We start from the raw sequence: 17,576 nt of genomic DNA, 5'->3' as shown, positions 1-17,576 counted from the left end.
CCATCCAACGTCATTCTGGCTTAATTAAATAAAAGAGTAACGTTCGTTCCCCTGCCTTCAAGACTATCCATTTCAATCCGCACATCAATTGCATCAGCAATTTCCTTTGCCACGGAAAGCCCTAAACCTGATCCGCCTTGCTTTCGGCTTCTTGCTTCATCTACACGATAAAAGCGATCAAACACTTTTGGCAATTCAGCCTGGGGAATTCCATCCCCTCTGTCTTCGATGCGGATATATGCTTCTCTACTAGTTTGTCCTATATAGACTGAGATTTGCTCGTCACTATACTTTCTTGCATTGTCTAAAAAAATAAACAATAGCTGTTTTAACTTTTGCACGTCCGTAAGTGCTTCAATTGCATCGCCACTATAAATCTCCACTGTTCGATTGTACGCATTTTTATATACTTTCGCTAGGTCTGCCATGATATCGGTCAGATTGACGTTTTCCTTCTCTATATTCCATTTTTCCTGATGCTTTGCTAGCAGGAGCATTTGCTCTGTCATCTCTCTCATTCTAATGGCTTCAGAATGAATGGCCTCTATTGATTCATCAAACAACTCAGGACGCTCCAAGCCCTTTCTTTTCAAAAGGCTTGCATAGCTTTCAATGACAGTTAGCGGTGTTTTTAATTCATGTGAGGCATTTGATACGAATTGCTCTTGTTTTTCGAAGTTAGCCTGCAGCAAATCAATCATGTGATTAAAGGTTTTCCCCATTTCCACAAGTTCATCTTTTGCCTTTTCTTCCAGGCTAAGTCGCTTAAATTGGCCGCTTGTTTGAATCTCCTTCATCGTATGAATCATCGATCGAATCGGACGGGCGATGAAGTTACTAAGAATAGTGCTTGATATCAGAACAGGTATCATGGCAATGATGGTTACAGCGATTAATACGATGCGCAGAACAGCGAGCATTTCCTCGGTTGCTGAAATGCTTTTGGTGATTTGAAGATTAACTACACTTCCATCCCCCCAAATGATCGGGTTTGAAACGAATACATACTTGTTCTGATGATAAGTGATGATCGCACTCTTCTCACCGGGATAAAAGCTGCTATTGCGATTGCTTAATTTTTTTTCAGAATTGGATGTAACAGCTGTGCCTTTTCGTTGACCCTCTTTTACAATACCAATCATGCCATCTATAGGCAGATAGGATCGAAGTAAATCACTTGGAGATATATTATTGACATTTTCACTAACATCAAAGGCAATTTTCTCTGTCTCCGCTTTCGCACGATTAAGTTCGTTCACCATCATCAGATTACTGAAAACAAAATAAATGGAAACATTCATCAATAGGAGCAGGAAAATGAATAGCACCGCTGTATATAAATTTATTTTTTTACGAAGTCTCATTTTGCATCCTTCAGGACGTAGCCAACGCCTCTTACAGTATGGATAAGCGGCGTATCAAAGCCATATTCGAGCTTTTTGCGAACATATCGGATATACACATCCACCACGTTTGTTTCTCCATAGAAATCATACCCCCAAACCGCTTCGAGAATTTGATCCCTGTTTAGCACTTGACGCTTATTCTTCAATAAATAAAGAAGTAAATCATACTCCTTTGGCGTTAGGTCAATTTCGCTTTCACCTCTAATGACTTCACGTGTTTTGACATTCACCTTTAAATCAGCAGTATTCAGCCATCCATCGTATTCATCTTCCATTGAAGGTGCAGCAGTCCGCATTCTTAAAACCGCACGAATTCGGGCAAGCAATTCCTCAATTTGGAAAGGTTTAGTGATGTAGTCATTCGCACCGCGATCAAGACCGGAAACTTTATCTTCAACCGAGCCCTTTGCAGTTAACAGGATGACAGGGGTGAAATTGTTTTTCGTACGAATTTTCCGAAGCAGCTCAATCCCGCTTATGCCTGGAAGCATCACATCCAATAAGATCAAATCCCACTTTCGTGATCGATACGCTTCAAGGGCTTCCTTTCCGTCCATTGCCTTTCCGACTTGGTAGCCTTCGATTTCAAGCTCCAATTCAAGCAATCTTAAGATTTTTTCTTCGTCCTCTACGATTAGTATTGATTCTTTACTCATTTGGAAGACCTCCTTTTGGGTGGGACTGTCCCCATTTTGTATCATTCATTTTCAAATTAAATGGATTGGATTATTGGTAAGTATACCTGTTCGTTCAATAAGAAAAAGGCTGCCTCAGCAACCTTCTTTAAAGGAAACTTTCATCAGGTGTATAAATCCGAACAACATAGCCGCCATCATTTTTTGAATCAGACAAGATAAAGGCAGTTTCGGAAAAATAATCTCTTTGGCTATTAAACTTCCCCTCGTGTACTTTTTTGTTATTTTTACGAATGTACAAATTATTGCATGTAAAATTTCAAAAATAAAGACGCTATTGACCCAGTTTTCTCCATAAAAAAAAGAGCTGCCAGAGCAACTCTCATGTTAAAAGCCCTATTTACTTTAAGTATTTTCCACCCCTTAATTTACACGTCTTCACCTAAATTTATATAAGGTATACCGAAGTTATTAAAGAAAAATTCAAGAGAAAAAGGAGGCGTATTCTATATTTTTCTCAGTAAATATAAGAGATATGGAGTGCCTATTAGTGCAACGACAAGTCCAGAAGGAATTTCTTTAGGGGCTAAAACAATTCTTCCTATAAGATCAGCCGAAGTTAAAAGGATTCCTCCAAGAAAAAGACTGACTGGAATAACCTTTCCATGTTCAAATCCAACCATTCTCCTAGCTGCATGAGGTGCTAGTAAACCTATAAACCCGACTGTTCCTACAATAGATACACTGACTGCCCCCATACAAACTCCTAACATAATAGCTAAAAGCCTCGTCATAATAATATTTACTCCCAGTCCCTCAGCAACTTCATCTCCAAAGGAAATCACATCAAATTTTTTAATGAATAAAAGGCTCAAAGGAATCGTAATGAGAGCGACAATGCCAGCAAGTTTCAATTCTTCCCAGCCCTTGGCATAGGTGCTTCCCGCTAGCCATGCTAGGGCAGGGGCTACGCCAATATTCGCTTTAACAATTAATATTTGTATAATGGCTGAACCAAATGCAGAAACCGCTACCCCCATTAACGCAAGTAGGATCGGCTGCCATTGAGTTTTCCATGACAGAATTAAAATGATAGTGATTGAAATACTTGAACCAATCATAGCCGCAATAGGAAGAAATTGTATAGAAACAGCAGGAAATAACACTAGGAAAATTAATGCCCCAGCTCCACCACCAGAAGTGATCCCTAAAACTGAAGGATCAGCTAGAGGATTTCTTAATACAGCTTGTATGAATAATCCACTTGTCGCTAATAGCATCCCAACTAGAAAAGCAGTCAATATCCGCGGAATACGGAATTGCATAACAAACGGTGAGTTAAATGACTTATCAAGCCAGTCTTGAAATGTAAAAAAACTTCCTGCTCCATATGAAACTGAAACTAATATAATCATAATGGTCAATCCAAATAATCCAAACAAGATCCAGCGATATGATATCGGGAGAAGTGAACTGCCGAGACGGCTTTCTCCCCTTGTTTGTCTTTTTCCAGTTTTATAGGCTAAATACATTAACCAAGGGGCACCAATTAAAGCCGTCATGGCCCCAACCGGAATTTCTTGTCCGGGTTGAATCCACATTGCTAATACATCTGCAGCTACAAGAAGGTTGGCTCCCCATAAGAAAGAATGAAGTATTAACAACTTGTGCCCTTGTATCCCCATTAACCGAACTAAATGTGGTGCCATTAAACCGATAAAGCCGATGGGACCGACAACACTAACGGTCACAGCAGAAAGTAAAATAGCCGTGAACCAGGCAAATGCCTTTACACGGTTTACCGATTGTCCTAACGAGGTGGCCAAGTCATCCCCAAGGGATAGGAGATCAAGTGACTTTCCTAGAACTAAAGCTATAATCAAGCCAATCAAAATGAAAAATATTGAAAATTTCACACCAGACCAATCTAGTTGTATAAGAGTTCCAGATCCCCATAAAAACAATCCATTTGTTTCATTTTCAAAAAGGAGCTGTACAGCTCCTGTAATAGAAGAAAAAAGTAAGGCAACAATCATTCCTGTAAGAGCGACACGAACTGGCTCCATAACTCTTCCTACTAAAGCTATCAACAGAACAGCAGATACCCCTGCACCGAGAAAGGAAATTACAAAGGGATAATCCCCTATATATTGTGGAAAAAAGACCATAGCGATAACAGTGAGCAAGTAGGCTCCCGAATTAATTCCTAAAGTGCTGGGGGAAGCAAGAGGGTTCTTCGTTAATGTTTGTAAAAGTACACCAGCAACTGCTAATGCTCCCCCGGAAAGTATACCGATAATGACCCTGGGAAGCCTTAGCCCTAGTACTATATTCTGAACGTTTCCTTCATACCAAACCTCTGTCATCAATGTTCGTATCGTATAATCTGCTTGGCCTTGATATAAATGTAAGATACTAAGAACAAACAATAGAAGGAGGCCCCCAATGAAAAGCCAAGGGGAACTCTTTTTTATTGAACTTTTCATTTTATTCTTCCACCAATGCGTTTTCAATTTGATCTACGAGTACTTTTGCAGATAGCGGGCCCCCGAATAACCAAGTATCTTCCCCTAATGAATAAGTACGATCTTCTTTAACGAACGCTATGTTTTTCCAAACGTCATTATCCTTTAATTGGTTTTCAAATATATTATCATTATCTTGAACGACATAAATGAAGTTGGCTTCTTCTAAGGCAGGAAGTGCCTCCACATTGACTGTAGAGAAACCATATACTTCAAAGTTTTCATTTTGATAAGCGTTTTGTAACCCTACCTTCTCCAAAATAACTGATGCCATTGAGTTTGGTGTAAATACCCGAAGAACAGGTACTTGATTCGAGCTATAAGCCTGAGTTAACACAAATTGATTTGTTTTTAATTTTTCTGCTTGGATTTTCTCTTTTGTTTCTTTATATTTTTCATTTAATTCATTTAAAATGACATCAGCTTGATCTTCCTTTTGAACTGCTTTTGCAATTGTTTTGAAGGTTGTTACCATTTCATCGTATTGGCTAATGGATTCATCTTGTGGATAAGGTTCAAAGAATATAGTAGGGGCAATTGATTCCAACTCTTTTTTAATTCCCTCATGACGAAACTTTGTTGTAATTATTAGATCCGGTTCCAACTGAGCGATAGCCTCAAGATTCGGTTCTTGTCTGGTGCCCACATCTGTTACATCAGTTGATAGCTCTTCATCGATTTGTACCCATTTGTTATACCCTTCTATATCTGTAACACCGACAGGCTGTATATCAAGAGCTAACAAGTCTTCTACGTATGTCCATTCTAAAACAACAATTTTTTTCGGTTTTGCGTGTAGTTCCGTGTTTCCTAATACATGCTTAATCGTTACTGGTTCATTTTCATTGGATGTTTGCCCATCAGGAGTTGTCCCATCCATTTGTGATTGGTTACAAGCTGCCAAGATAGTTGCAAATGTTACTAACAACAGCACCCTGAATAATTTCTTCATAATTCATTCCCCCGATTTTTTCAAGAATAGTAGATACCCAATAATGAATAGCATATTACTTCCTATCACTTACTTTTCTCCCTTTGCCATATGGAATGCATAAAGGGGTCCCAAACAATGGATCGACAGTAATCTCACATTCTATTTGAAAAACCGAACGAACCATATCGGCATTTACAATATCTTCTGGTTTTCCTTGAGCAAAAACGTTTCGGTTATGAATCGCTACAATATGTTGAGCATATCGACAGGCTAGATTTATATCATGAAGAACCATCACGATAGTACGCTGTTCTTTTTCGTTTAATTCAAACAGCAAATCAAGTATTTCGATTTGATGGGTCATGTCTAAATACGTGGTTGGCTCGTCTAAAAGAATGATGTCTGTTTCTTGCGCAAGTGTCATGGCAATCCAGGCTCTTTGTCGTTGTCCCCCGGATAGGGAGTCAACCGAACGATCTGCTAAAGATTTCATTCCTGTAGCTTCCAATGCTTTATTCACTATAATTTCATCTTCTTCCGACCATTGCTTCAGCCAATTATGATAAGGGTATCTCCCTTGCTTTACCAATTGAGTGACAGAAAGTCCTTCCGGAGCAATTGGTCCCTGTGGAAGAATAGCCAAATGTTTGGCAATTTCTTTTGTCGGCCATTTTTCAATATCTTTCCCATCGAGAATAACAGAACCTTCCTTAGGGCGTAATAGACGTGCTAAAGAACGAAGCAAGGTTGATTTACCACAACCATTACTACCTATAAAAACCGTGATTTCCCCATTTGGAATTTGTAAATTTAGTTGGTCAATAATTATTGTTTCTCCATAGGCTAACGTTAATGATCTTGCTTCCAATGGATGCATGTTATCACTCCTAGTATGGCTTCCGAACTTAATATAATAAATAAAAAAAGGAACTCGAATGGTCCTTTTAACAACCTGTCATTACCCATTTTTTCAAGTTGTTATATGTTATGAAGGAGAGTCCTTCATTGCATGGTGACTTGTCCTAATATATGAAAATAAGTACGGCAGCATAGCAACTAGAATCGCTTTCAAGCCTTTTATATGAATTGAAAAACGGGTTTATATGCAATACGGATATACAGTGAAGGTGAATTCCAAAATTGAACGATTGAAGTCGATACTGAAGAAAATAAGGGGGCAAGTATTACGCGGTGGTTGAGGTACCACAAATGTTGCTATATGAGGGGGCATTATGCCACGTTTGTTGCATAAGAAAAGGAGCTGCAGATCAGCTCCTGGCAATGAAGTATAGCACTTGTTAGATCAACAAAAAAACTGATTTCGTAGAGAAATCAGTTTTTTATTTTTTACTTCCCCGAGACCAGATTACCACTGGAATCAATAATAAAGATAATGAACCTCCAATAAATGATAATGTTGTATAACTTGAACCGGCCACAATCATTCCTGATAAGGCACCGCCAGAAGCTCCTGATAAGGCTATTAAAACATCCACTGTACCTTGAGTTTTAGCCCGGTTTGAAGTGTCAGTTGAATCAACAATAAGAGCAGTCCCGCTTATTAAACCAAAATTCCATCCTAATCCAAGTAAACAAAGGGCAATAACTAGGAGAATCATAGAATCGCCTGGTGCAATCGCTGATATTAAACCTGCCAGAAGCAGCGTAGCTCCAGAGGCAATAGCCATGGCAGTACGGCCAAACTTATCAACAAGGACACCTGTAACCAGTGAAGGAAGATACATTGCAGCTACATGAAAACCAATAACGAGACCTATTTCACCCAAGTTATGTCCATGATGTCTCATATGAACTGGTGTCATTGTCATAATAGCCACCATTACAATTTGAGTAAGAACCATAATTGTCGCACCAACCATAATACCTCTTTTATTTTCTATTCGTTCAGTATCAATCGAATACTCAATTCGATTACTTTCCTGGTTGGACGCTTCCATTGTTCTTGCTACAACTAATGGGTCTGGGCGAAGCATAATGAAAAGTACAAGACCTGCTAAGATAAATGCTGCTGCTGATAAAATGAAAGGACCAGCTAGTGATGGAACGCCAATGGAAAGAGCAAAATCCCCCATTACATTCACTAAATTCGGACCTGCAACTGCACCAAATGTTGTAAACACCATAGTAATACTAATAGCAGTAGCGCGTTGTTTATTGTTTGCCAAGTCCGTACCAGCGTAACGAGCTTGTAAATTTGTCGCTGTTCCTGCACCATAAATGAGCAGGGAAGCAAATAAAAGGAAAACGCTATTTATTATAGCTGCGATTATGACCCCTAGCGCTCCAAGTCCCCCTATCATGAAACCAGCTGTTAGACCTGTACGACGACCATAACGTTGAGAAAGTCTACCTACGATTAAAGCAGCCCCTGCAGACCCTAAAGTAAATAAACCAGAAGGAAGTCCAGCAAATGCATCTGTGCCAAGCATTTGTTGTGCAAGAAGTGCCCCCACCGTAATTCCAGCCGCTAACCCAGCACCGCCAAAAATTTGTGAAATACTTACAATAATTAATGTACGTTTGTATAACATCTTTTGTTTTTCTTGAGAATCTACATAACTCTGGTTCTTTTGAAAAGTTTTACCTGACATTTGTTAAGACCTCATTTATAATTCTATAATTTCTTCCAATCATGTACACCTTCCTCTAAACGAAATGCATTAACACCTTTGGATCTTAGAAGTTCAACAGCCTCCACTGACATTAAACAGTAACAACACGACAATAAGAAATCGCTTATTGAACTGACCTGCCCCGTTAGACTAAGAAGAAACTCAACATAATTGTTTTAACCGATCCATTGTATAAAAAAATCCAGCAGATATATTGCTGGTATAATAGTTTTATTTAATGCTTTCTAATGCTTGCTTAACGTTTGCGAAAGAAGTAATTTCCGACATATTAATTCCGCTTTTTACAACGGTTTTGGCTAATTCAGGGCGTAGCCCTGTTGTAAGGGTTTGTATTCCTAGCAAATCAAGCATTCGTCCTATTTGATGAAGATGACGTGCAATATCTGTATCTATTTTCAATATGCCTGAGGAGTCAACAATCACATAGTTTAACCGTAGTTCAGAAATTTTTGGTACGACTTTTTCCATAATGTAATTCGCCCTATATGAATCTATAATACCAATCAATGGGAGTACCGCAATACCATCTTTAATCATTACAATGGGTGCTGAAAGCTCATCCAGTTCTCTTTGCGTTTTCTCCTTATATTCGTCGGAAAGGCGTTCGAAAGCAAAAATGGTTTCATTAAGGCTTATGTCCAACATATTGTTTATCCTCTTAATAATGAAGGAATGATCTTTTAATGAAAGCTGGAACTCTAAGCTGATTTTCGTAATAATGTCGGTAAAAATGTCCCTCGTTGGCGGATAACGAACAATTATCTCTGAAATTGCCCCTTCGGGAGATACCTGTCCAGCTGCGTTCTTATTACTCCATTCAATGAGTGTCTGTGGCACTCCCTCATCCATGACCAAAAGTGATTCACCTAAAAAATTTATAAATTCCATATACATTTTTATTGCTTGCTCTTTTTCCCACAGTGGAATATCTAATTCCATACTATGCAGAACACCTTCAACAATTTCTTCAGCTAGAGATTCTGCATTATCGGTTAGGTGGTTTGAAACATTCAAAACCCAGGTCATATTAGTCCAACACCTTCTTTAAGCGAATAAACTCTTGTAGTAATAATAATCATTTACATCATTGATAGTCAATTGAATTAAAAAACACGGACGATGTTTCCGACTTAGCTTAATACCAAATTACAAGGACGTATCTCTGCCATTTATATTCCTCATTAAATTTAATCCAATAGTTGAATTTTGATCCTTTTTTTCGTCGGACCTTTTTGTTGAATTTTCATAATGGAAAAGTCTTTAATTTCATTAGTGTTGTTGACGTGGGTTCCGCCACATGCTTGCTCATCAATATCATTTATTTGAACGATTCGAATTTCGTTAATAGAAGCTGGAAGTAAATTAATGACCGTTTTAATAACCCCTTCTTTTTGCTCTGCTTCAGCTCTGCTAATTGTATTCGTGTCAACATTATGGGGTTGGGCCAGTACCTTCTTTATCGTTTGTTCTAATTGATCGAATGGTATTTCTTGTATTATTTCAGGAGAAAAAGACAGCTCTAATCTCGCATGTTCTTTTTCAATTTGACTGCTTGTAGCTAAAGCATTGTAATGTTCATATAAATAACCTGAAATGACATGCAATAATGTGTGATACTGCATATTCTGATACCGCCAAGACCAGTCAATCTGCATTTCTACTGTTTGATCAATGTCCTGTAATGGACGTTCTAGTTCATGAATAATTTCACCATCTACTTTTTTTACTGCTAATACATGATAGCTTTCATCACCTTGTTTAATGATCCCCCGGTCACAAGGCTGCCCACCGCCGCCAGGATAAAAAATGGTTTGATTGAACACAACAAATCGGTCTTGTATGGAAACAATATTTGCCGAACATTCTTTTAGATAACTATTCTCTACATATAACTCTATCGTGGCCATTTTTTTCTCCTTTAATTGCGTTAATATCCTCTACGAGCATATCAACATGTTCTTTTTTCGTAGCCCAACTGGTACAAAATCTCACAGCACTGTGTGTAGCATCGACTTTTTCCCAGAAGGAGAATGAATACTTTTTGCCTAATTCCAAAATTACATCTTCGGGCAAGATGGGAAATTGCTGATTTGATGTGGAGTCATATCGTAATGAAAATCCATTTTCAACAAATGCTTCTCGAATCATCATTGACATTTCCACGGCATGATTAGAAACTTCATAATATAAGCCATCTTCAAATAGGGTTTCAAACTGGATCCCCAAAAGTCTCCCTTTAGCCAGCATGCCTCCCTTTTGCTTGATGAAATAGCGGAAATCCTTTTTCAGGGCATCATTCATGATGACTGCCGCTTCACCAAACATTGCACCAACTTTCGTTCCCCCTATATAGAACACATCACATAGCCTGGCAACATCCGCCAAGGTTAAATCGCTGTCTTTCGAAGCCAAGCCATACCCTAATCTAGCTCCATCCAATACCAATGGCAAACCACATTCCCGGCAAACTTCACTCAATGCTTCCAATTCGGCTTTACTATAAGTCGTTCCATTTTCTGTAGGGTTAGAAATGTAAACCAAGCCTGGCTGTACCATATGCTCATGAGTAACATCATTCCAGTGAGCATCATATAATTCTTTCACCTGTCCAGCTTGAATTTTTCCATCATCACTCGGCAAAGTAAGCACTTTATGACCAGTGGCTTCAATCGCCCCTGTTTCATGTACCGCGATATGACCGGTAATTGCAGAAACTGCACCTTGATGCGGCCGCAAAATTGAAGCGATAATAGTTGTATTCGTTTGTGTTCCTCCTACTAAAAAGTGTATATCTGCATTTGCAGCATCACACTCTTTTCGAATGTAGACTCTCGCTTTTTCACAGTGTTCATCCACTCCATATCCAGGTGTTTGTTCTTCATTGGTTTCTATTAACCTTTTCAGAATTCGCTTATGAGCACCTTCTGTATAATCATTTTCAAAACGTATCATCCTATAATCTCCCCAAACTATCCAATTTCTTCTGAATGAACATCATAGAAGCATGGATTTCTTTTATTTCGTTTTCTGATAATCCTTGGAATAACCTCACTAATTGTTCATCAGATCTTTCATTAAGCTGGTCAAAAAGAGTCAACCCTTCAGGAGTCAACCGAATTAGACTAGTTCTGTTGTCCAAGGCCGAATTTTCCTTCATAACCAGTCCATCTTTGCTTAACTTATTAATTATTCTGCTCATATAGCTGCGATCAATTTCCAGTTTATCAACTAAATTGTTCGCTATACACTGCTCCATCAAACCGATTTCTAAAATTACCCGTGCCTCAGTAAAAGAATATCCGGTATCCAAAATATGCTTATCCAACACACCAAGTATATTCGTATAAAATCTATTGAATTGCCGGATATCTGCAATGGTATTTTTATTTATATTCATTATAGACTTCCTTTTTAGTGGACTTTATCCACTAATACTTTATTGTGATTAGTGGACTTTGTCAACGTTTTTTATAAATCTTTGAAGGATTAATAGATACCCCTAGTTTAACCAATTTCAAAAAAATTCACTTTTCCTGATTTAGTTTATATTCTTTAGGCTGATTGTTTCTTCTCGAGGAAGTTACAATACTTTAATTAGAAACACTTGTGCAATTTCCAACTTAAACTCCCCTCCCTCCATTGTTGAAGAAGGACATCCTTTGACCCATAACTTTTATCTATAAAATTAGAGATTATCGAACACGGGATGAGTTAAGGTGCATAAAATGGAATTGTGATATTTAACTATATTTTTGAAAGGATGTAATATTGTGTATCCTTCTTACACTAACCCACACCAGCTCAAACAAGAGACATTGTCACAGGTTGGCCCTTGGGTACAGTATGGTTTAAACGAAGCTCAAAAAACATCTGTCCCTCATGCAATGATGGAAATTGCAGCTATTGCCTATCTGATGGGTAAAGGATATGATCCAAGGTTGGCGCATCAAATAGTCGAATCATGGGAAGTTAATGAAATGTTTTAACTGCTGTAGCTTTGAAATAAATCTAAATGTCCTCTTTAACGAGCGTAAATAAAAAAATCCATTTTGAGAAAGATTGATCAAAATGGATTTTCTTGTGATTCAGTATTCAGTTTGATTATTTGAAGATATGCTTTTTGGTACTTTAACAAACGAGGTCAAAATCCAGAGCTGCCGAATTGTTTTCTTTTTTGCTCAAGCTGAAAAAGGAGAAAAAACATCAAATTTGATTAATTCAACTAAAAGGTACTATAGCTTTAATGAGTTGTGACGGTCGCAAATGAGGTACTCATTACATTGCACAAACAATGAAACTATTTAATGAATTCTCCTTTTCATTCGAATTGTTCATCAGTTCATAATAACCAGTTATCAACGGTTGCATCATGTAAGGAACTTTAATGAATTCTGCACGGATACTATTTGCATAACTTTTTTCCCATTGACCGTCTTGTAAAAATGCTGCATCTACGGTAAGTTGTTTTATCACTTCAAAATTTGCCTGCTGGAGTAGCTGGTGAATTTGAGTTTTATGAAACAAGTTTTGGATATTTCCTTCATTCTTTACGAAGTTTGAGTACAATGCCAAAATGGAAACTGCACAAAAATGGGGACGTTGAGAAATGCAGGTAAAATCGAGGTCCCATTCTGCAAAACATATATGTTCTGCCAATTTACGAATTTTTTTAAAGTATTTCAATAAATCTTCGGGTTGCTTGAAATACCATGAACAATGGGATAATACCGCCACATCAAATGGTATAGGTGATTCAAAAAAATTAAAATCCATTTCAAAATGGAAGTCAATATGCTCTCCTAATGAAGATTCCTTAATACGTTCTGCTGCTTGACCTAATGTTAACGGTGCTCCGTAATCGGGACTAGCAATATCTATTGCGACAACAGATCCGCTTTCCCCTACTGCGTCTGCTATAGCAACGGTTGTATCCCCTTGACCACAACCTATTTCTAATACACGCATTCCTTTTTGAATCCCAAATGCCGATACTAATTCCAAACGGTGCTGCAACTGAACTTGTTGTATCAAATCATCTTCAAATAATTGATATTCCGATAAAAAAGATCTTGTTTTTTCGTTCAGTTGAAATGACTTCAAGTATAATTCACCCCACATTTATTGTGTTTGGTTCATCAACTAAGAAAAAGGCTGCCTAAGCAACCTCCTTTATTGAAATTACACTTCAATTTTGCAAAACCAATTTTAACATCTTACATGCTTGCGCTTAAAACCAAGCTTTCCTTTACCGACTTCCTTTTGAATACTTTCGTAAGCATTTAGAAAACTGCTTTTTTTCTTGTCCCGTTTGACTTCTACGATTCCTATTCCCTTTGCGGTCTCGACTGCCTTTTCATGGAGTGGCAAATATGAAATCCCCACGGTGTATAGAAAATTATTCATAGCGGATTTCGTTCGTTCTGGCGAATCGTGAATCGTACTTTTCACAAGGTCAAGCATATCGGAAATTTTTCTTTCTGAAAATTCAACGTCTTTTCGATTTCCTAAAAGCCAACAATAGCAACTCCAGCCCGCTGACATTCTCAGCTCTTCACCGCTTGCAATCCATTTATCGGAAACTTCTTGTGCAATATCTGACTCTGATAAAGTTACAGCCACTACATAATCGGACAGCATATAAAAATACGCAGCATCCATCCAGCGATCATAATCAGACTCAGTCATGGCTTTTGGGTCTGCAATTATGCCTGCAAAGTACATTGCATCATAGTTACCTGTCGAATAAAGCTCTTCAGCTAAACGCTGATTTATTTTTATTTTCCTTACAATTGGTTTCATGGCGCCTGTAGCCACGCCAAAAAGCGGCTCATGCGCCCCATTTGATATGTACATTTTTTTAGTTCGTTCCTTGCCAAGGGCTTCAAGCTCCTGCATGACCATTTCTAAATTCATCGTTTAGCACTTCCTTCATTATGGAGTTTTCCCTAATATTTTGCCCATCAATATATATCACCATTATCCTATAACAGACTGCCATTTGTCAGCACCGTCTAAGCACATGAGTGTTACGCAGGAATGCATGTTGGCACTTTGTTAACTTATGGCAATAATCAATGCCTTCTGTTACATTTGCTTGGGATCAGGGGATTTCCCCTTTGTTTTTATTTAGCTATACTGCCCCTTTAGCTCCATAAAAAAAGAGCTGCCGAAGCAACTCCGTTAATTAAGGTTCAAAAAGCTTTTTTTTCCGTACTTTTTCGGTCAATTGTCTTAATTTTTTTAATGAAATAATAATGTTTGTAGAGGGCTAGCACGACCAATAAGATTTTCACTAATAGGATGTCCACATAAAATACAGAAATTACGATGAAGAAATCGGCAATTATATTGATTCTGATTTTCTCTCTTCGAGTCATACCTTTTTTTTGCAGGAATGCTTCAACGTATTTTTCATATAATGAGGTGCTCTTGAACCAATTTTCAATCGACTTGGAACTTTTAGCAAAGCAAAAAGCAGCAAATAAGTAAAATGGACCGCCCGGCAGAACTGGTAACACAGTCCCTGCAATACCAATCAAAAGAGATATGGATCCAAGAAGAAAAAATAGGATACTTTTTACTTTTTTAATTGTAATCACCTTTTTATTTATATTCTATTCCGTTATTACATAAAGAGGAAGTCTAATTGATTAGTACCTTCCCTTTACCTGCTTGAACTAACCTGACCCCGTTAGTTTCATATGAAACAGGATGCCGCAGCAACCTTTCTTAGTGAAGTGAAGCACTTGTTAGTTGAACAATTATCATCCTATTTTTCACCACAATTCTATCGAACTGCGACACAATAACTTTTTCTTTATTATTTTTTAGAAGGAGTGTCATTTCACATAACTAAACCTATCTAGATGACAGATCTGATTTACTGCTCTCGCACCTATTACTTCTATATAACGTTTGATGGAGTGTCAAAAAATCACCTGACAATCACATAGGAATGTACCCTTTTGTTAGATATACAAATATCATAACAGGAATAAAACTAAAGACCATAAATAAATTGCTAAAGGCTATTAATCTATTGTTTGAAAATGAACCTAATATTACTCCAATTGGGTTAAGAACAAATGTTAGCATCCCGTAAGATACTTCAATTTTAAAGACCAAATAAGGAATCCAAGAAACAATTCCACAGAGTAAAAGCGTAACAGATAGCCAGAGGTATATCTTTGTTTTTGGATTGTCTTGACTCATATTCCAACGCCTTTCAAAAATCAATACCCCAATCTTAACATAGTTTCCAAATAAAGTTACCGGATTTCCCTGCCCCTTTACCTCAATTTGAAAAAGCTGTCTTAAAGACAGCTCCAACCTTCAGCTAACGCACCCGATAGATCAACAACAATTACTCATTTCTTTGGTAAACTTCATCAGTAATCCTTTTTGTGCATAAATCCTTTTCCGCTTTTAAAATCCCTATCAAATGTTTATAACGAAGAAATGCCGATATTCCTAAAAGGAAATCGACTATTTCTTCGCTTCATTTTGGAAGAGAGCGTTAAATATCAAGTTTACGGGTACTGATCCATTTCACAATTTCAGGATCGCTATGAGAAAAGAACAAGCTCTCTTTCGTATCTAACGCAGCAATCTTCTCCATATCTTCTTGGTCCAATTCGAAGTCAAAGATTTTGAAGTTTTCGATGATTCTTTCCTTACGAACAGACTTTGGAATCGCAACGACTCCTCTTTGTGTCAACCATCGTAAAATCACCTGTGCCACAGATTTATTATACTTTTCGGCGATGGACACTAATATTTCGTTCTGGAACATATCATTTTTTCCTTCAGCAAATGGACCCCACGACTCTATTTGAACATTGTTCTCTTTCATAAGTTTCGCACTTTCTATTTGTTGATTAAAAACATGAGTTTCAACCTGGTTTACTGCAGGAATTACGTCATTGTGGATAATCAAATCCACTAGACGGTCCATCTGAAAGTTACTAACCCCAATTGCCCTAATTTTTCCCTCACGGTTCAATTCCTCCATTGCACGCCAAGAACCAAATACGTCCCCAAATGGCTGATGGATCAGATACAAATCCAAATAATCCAATTGTAGTCTTTTCAGCGATTTTGTGAATGCGTTCTTTGTGCTCTCATAACCAGCATCCTGAACCCAGAGTTTTGTAGTAATAAACAATTCCTCTCGTGGCACACCACTCCGCTTGATTGCTCTGCCTACTGCTTCTTCATTTAGATAAGAGGCAGCGGTATCGATAAGACGATAGCCTGCCATAATAGCGTCATAAACGCTTTGTTCGCATTCATTTTCATCTTGAATTTGAAAAACCCCAAAACCTAGTATCGGCATTTCAACACCATTGTTCAAGATTACTTTTTGCATATGAAATCCTCCTGTTTTATCTGTTATTTACCTACTCTATTTGCGTATTCTGCCGGATAGCGATCTCCTGAAATCTCTATTTTCGAGAGCGCATTGTTCAAATCTTTTAATTCCTCATGGGTCAGTTCAATATCTGCTGCACCAAGATTTTCTTCGAGGCGCTCCAATTTCCGTGTACCGGGAATCGGAACAATCCATTGCTTCTGAGCAAGTACCCATGATAGAGCGATTTGAGCAGGCGTTGCATCTTTTCCTGCAGCAATCTTCTTTATCAGTTCGACCAATACCTGATTTGCTTCGATATTCTCAGATTTGAAGCGAGGAACAATACTGCGGAAATCAAAACTGCCGAACGTTGCGTCCTTATTAATTTTCCCAGTAAGGAATCCCTTACCCAACGGACTGAAAGGAACAAATCCAATTCCAAGCTCTTCAAGGGCAGGCAGTAGTTCTTCTTCAGGACTTCTCCACATCATTGAGTATTCACTTTGAATGGCAGTGAGTGGATAAACCGAGTGTGCACGACGAATCGTTTCCACCCCTGCTTCAGAAAGTCCCCAATGCTTAATCTTGCCTTCCTTGATCAGGTCTTGTATTACTCCGGCAACCTCCTCAATTGGAACACTTGGGTCCACCCGATGCTGATAGTACAGATCTATGGTGTCAACCTTAAGCCGTTTAAGCGAGCCTTCGATTGATTGCCTAATACGCTCCGGCTTACTGTCAAGCACCTGCTTGCCATTTACCATTTGGATACCAAATTTAGTCGCAATAACCGCTTTTCCCTTGAAAGGGGCAAGCGCTTCTCCTAACAACTCCTCATTTACAAATGGACCATATACTTCAGCAGTATCGAAAAAAGTAACACCTCGGTCAATTGCCTCATGAATCAGCGAAATCATCAACTTCTTGTCCGAAGCAGGACCGTAACCATGGCTCATGCCCATGCATCCAAGTCCGATAGAAGAAACTTCTAAGTCACTTTTTCCTAATTTACGTTTTTGCATAACTATTCCCTCCTCTTTTTTGATTGTCACTTTGCTGTTATATTTTA

General features: G+C 38.2%; 17 protein-coding genes. 1 reads left to right on the top strand and 16 read right to left on the bottom strand.

The annotated features are described in order from the left end of the window. Positions 1-20 precede the first annotated feature (20 nt). From LQ188_RS21240 to LQ188_RS21195, 10 genes are all read right to left on the bottom strand, one after another. Positions 21-1,364: a HAMP domain-containing sensor histidine kinase gene (locus tag LQ188_RS21240; RefSeq protein WP_230178113.1), complete on the bottom strand. Its 1,344-nt coding sequence runs from the start codon at positions 1,362-1,364 to the stop codon at positions 21-23. Then, complete coding sequence (locus tag LQ188_RS21235; RefSeq protein WP_101223295.1) at positions 1,361-2,062, bottom strand: response regulator transcription factor; 702 nt, start codon at positions 2,060-2,062, stop codon at positions 1,361-1,363. The genes LQ188_RS21240 and LQ188_RS21235 overlap by 4 nt, the downstream gene beginning before the upstream one ends. 485 nt (positions 2,063-2,547) lie before the next feature. After that, on the bottom strand, positions 2,548-4,527 hold the full coding sequence (fhuB, locus tag LQ188_RS21230; protein ID WP_230178112.1) for a Fe(3+)-hydroxamate ABC transporter permease FhuB: 1,980 nt from the start codon (positions 4,525-4,527) through the stop codon (positions 2,548-2,550). Position 4,528: 1 nt separating this feature from the next. Further along, positions 4,529-5,518 (bottom strand): iron-siderophore ABC transporter substrate-binding protein, encoded by a 990-nt coding sequence (locus tag LQ188_RS21225; protein WP_101223297.1) that lies wholly within the window; start codon positions 5,516-5,518, stop codon positions 4,529-4,531. Positions 5,519-5,573: 55 nt separating this feature from the next. After that, positions 5,574-6,377 carry an ABC transporter ATP-binding protein gene (locus LQ188_RS21220; RefSeq protein WP_101223298.1) on the bottom strand — a complete coding sequence of 268 codons (804 nt, stop codon included), beginning with the start codon at positions 6,375-6,377 and terminating at the stop codon, positions 5,574-5,576. Positions 6,378-6,840: 463 nt separating this feature from the next. Next, positions 6,841-8,112 carry an MFS transporter gene (locus LQ188_RS21215; RefSeq protein WP_230178111.1) on the bottom strand — a complete coding sequence of 424 codons (1,272 nt, stop codon included), beginning with the start codon at positions 8,110-8,112 and terminating at the stop codon, positions 6,841-6,843. A 252-nt stretch (positions 8,113-8,364) separates the two neighbouring features. Further along, entirely contained in the window at positions 8,365-9,180 is an 816-nt protein-coding gene (locus tag LQ188_RS21210) for an STAS domain-containing protein (RefSeq protein WP_230178110.1), read from the bottom strand. A gap of 161 nt (positions 9,181-9,341) precedes the next feature. Next, positions 9,342-10,061: an alanyl-tRNA editing protein gene (locus LQ188_RS21205; RefSeq protein WP_230178109.1), complete on the bottom strand. Its 720-nt coding sequence runs from the start codon at positions 10,059-10,061 to the stop codon at positions 9,342-9,344. Then, positions 10,030-11,106, bottom strand: coding sequence for an aminotransferase class I/II-fold pyridoxal phosphate-dependent enzyme (locus LQ188_RS21200; protein ID WP_230178108.1), 1,077 nt, complete (start codon positions 11,104-11,106; stop codon positions 10,030-10,032). The genes LQ188_RS21205 and LQ188_RS21200 overlap by 32 nt, the downstream gene beginning before the upstream one ends. Position 11,107: 1 nt before the next feature. Beyond that, positions 11,108-11,551, bottom strand: coding sequence for a MarR family transcriptional regulator (locus tag LQ188_RS21195; protein WP_230178107.1), 444 nt, complete (start codon positions 11,549-11,551; stop codon positions 11,108-11,110). A gap of 373 nt (positions 11,552-11,924) precedes the next feature. Between LQ188_RS21195 and LQ188_RS21190 the strand changes: the two genes are divergently transcribed. Then, positions 11,925-12,140, top strand: a complete 216-nt coding sequence (locus LQ188_RS21190) for a hypothetical protein (protein ID WP_101223304.1) — start codon at positions 11,925-11,927, stop codon at positions 12,138-12,140. A gap of 289 nt (positions 12,141-12,429) precedes the next feature. On the opposite strand, the gene LQ188_RS21185 is transcribed toward LQ188_RS21190, so the two are convergent. The 6 genes from LQ188_RS21185 to LQ188_RS21160 all read right to left on the bottom strand — a co-directional run bounded on the left by LQ188_RS21185 (position 12,430) and on the right by LQ188_RS21160 (position 17,529). Further along, positions 12,430-13,254: a class I SAM-dependent methyltransferase gene (locus LQ188_RS21185; protein WP_230178106.1), complete on the bottom strand. Its 825-nt coding sequence runs from the start codon at positions 13,252-13,254 to the stop codon at positions 12,430-12,432. Positions 13,255-13,359: 105 nt separating this feature from the next. Beyond that, positions 13,360-14,067 (bottom strand): DNA alkylation repair protein, encoded by a 708-nt coding sequence (locus LQ188_RS21180; RefSeq protein WP_230178105.1) that lies wholly within the window; start codon positions 14,065-14,067, stop codon positions 13,360-13,362. 278 nt (positions 14,068-14,345) lie between these two features. After that, positions 14,346-14,753: a YbaN family protein gene (locus tag LQ188_RS21175; RefSeq protein ID WP_260358589.1), complete on the bottom strand. Its 408-nt coding sequence runs from the start codon at positions 14,751-14,753 to the stop codon at positions 14,346-14,348. Positions 14,754-15,099: 346 nt separating this feature from the next. Further along, positions 15,100-15,483, bottom strand: a complete 384-nt coding sequence (locus tag LQ188_RS21170) for a hypothetical protein (RefSeq protein ID WP_101223307.1) — start codon at positions 15,481-15,483, stop codon at positions 15,100-15,102. Positions 15,484-15,670: 187 nt separating this feature from the next. Continuing rightward, positions 15,671-16,522, bottom strand: coding sequence for an aldo/keto reductase (locus LQ188_RS21165; protein WP_101223308.1), 852 nt, complete (start codon positions 16,520-16,522; stop codon positions 15,671-15,673). A 23-nt stretch (positions 16,523-16,545) separates the two neighbouring features. Further along, positions 16,546-17,529: an aldo/keto reductase gene (locus tag LQ188_RS21160; RefSeq protein ID WP_230178101.1), complete on the bottom strand. Its 984-nt coding sequence runs from the start codon at positions 17,527-17,529 to the stop codon at positions 16,546-16,548. Between the last annotated feature and the right edge of the window lie 47 nt (positions 17,530-17,576).

This window comes from Peribacillus sp. Bi134 (assembly GCF_918698065.1).
Lineage (GTDB): Bacteria > Bacillota > Bacilli > Bacillales > DSM-1321 > Peribacillus.
Note: the sequence above shows the minus strand (reverse complement) of the source record. Positions and strands in the feature narration are given on the sequence as shown.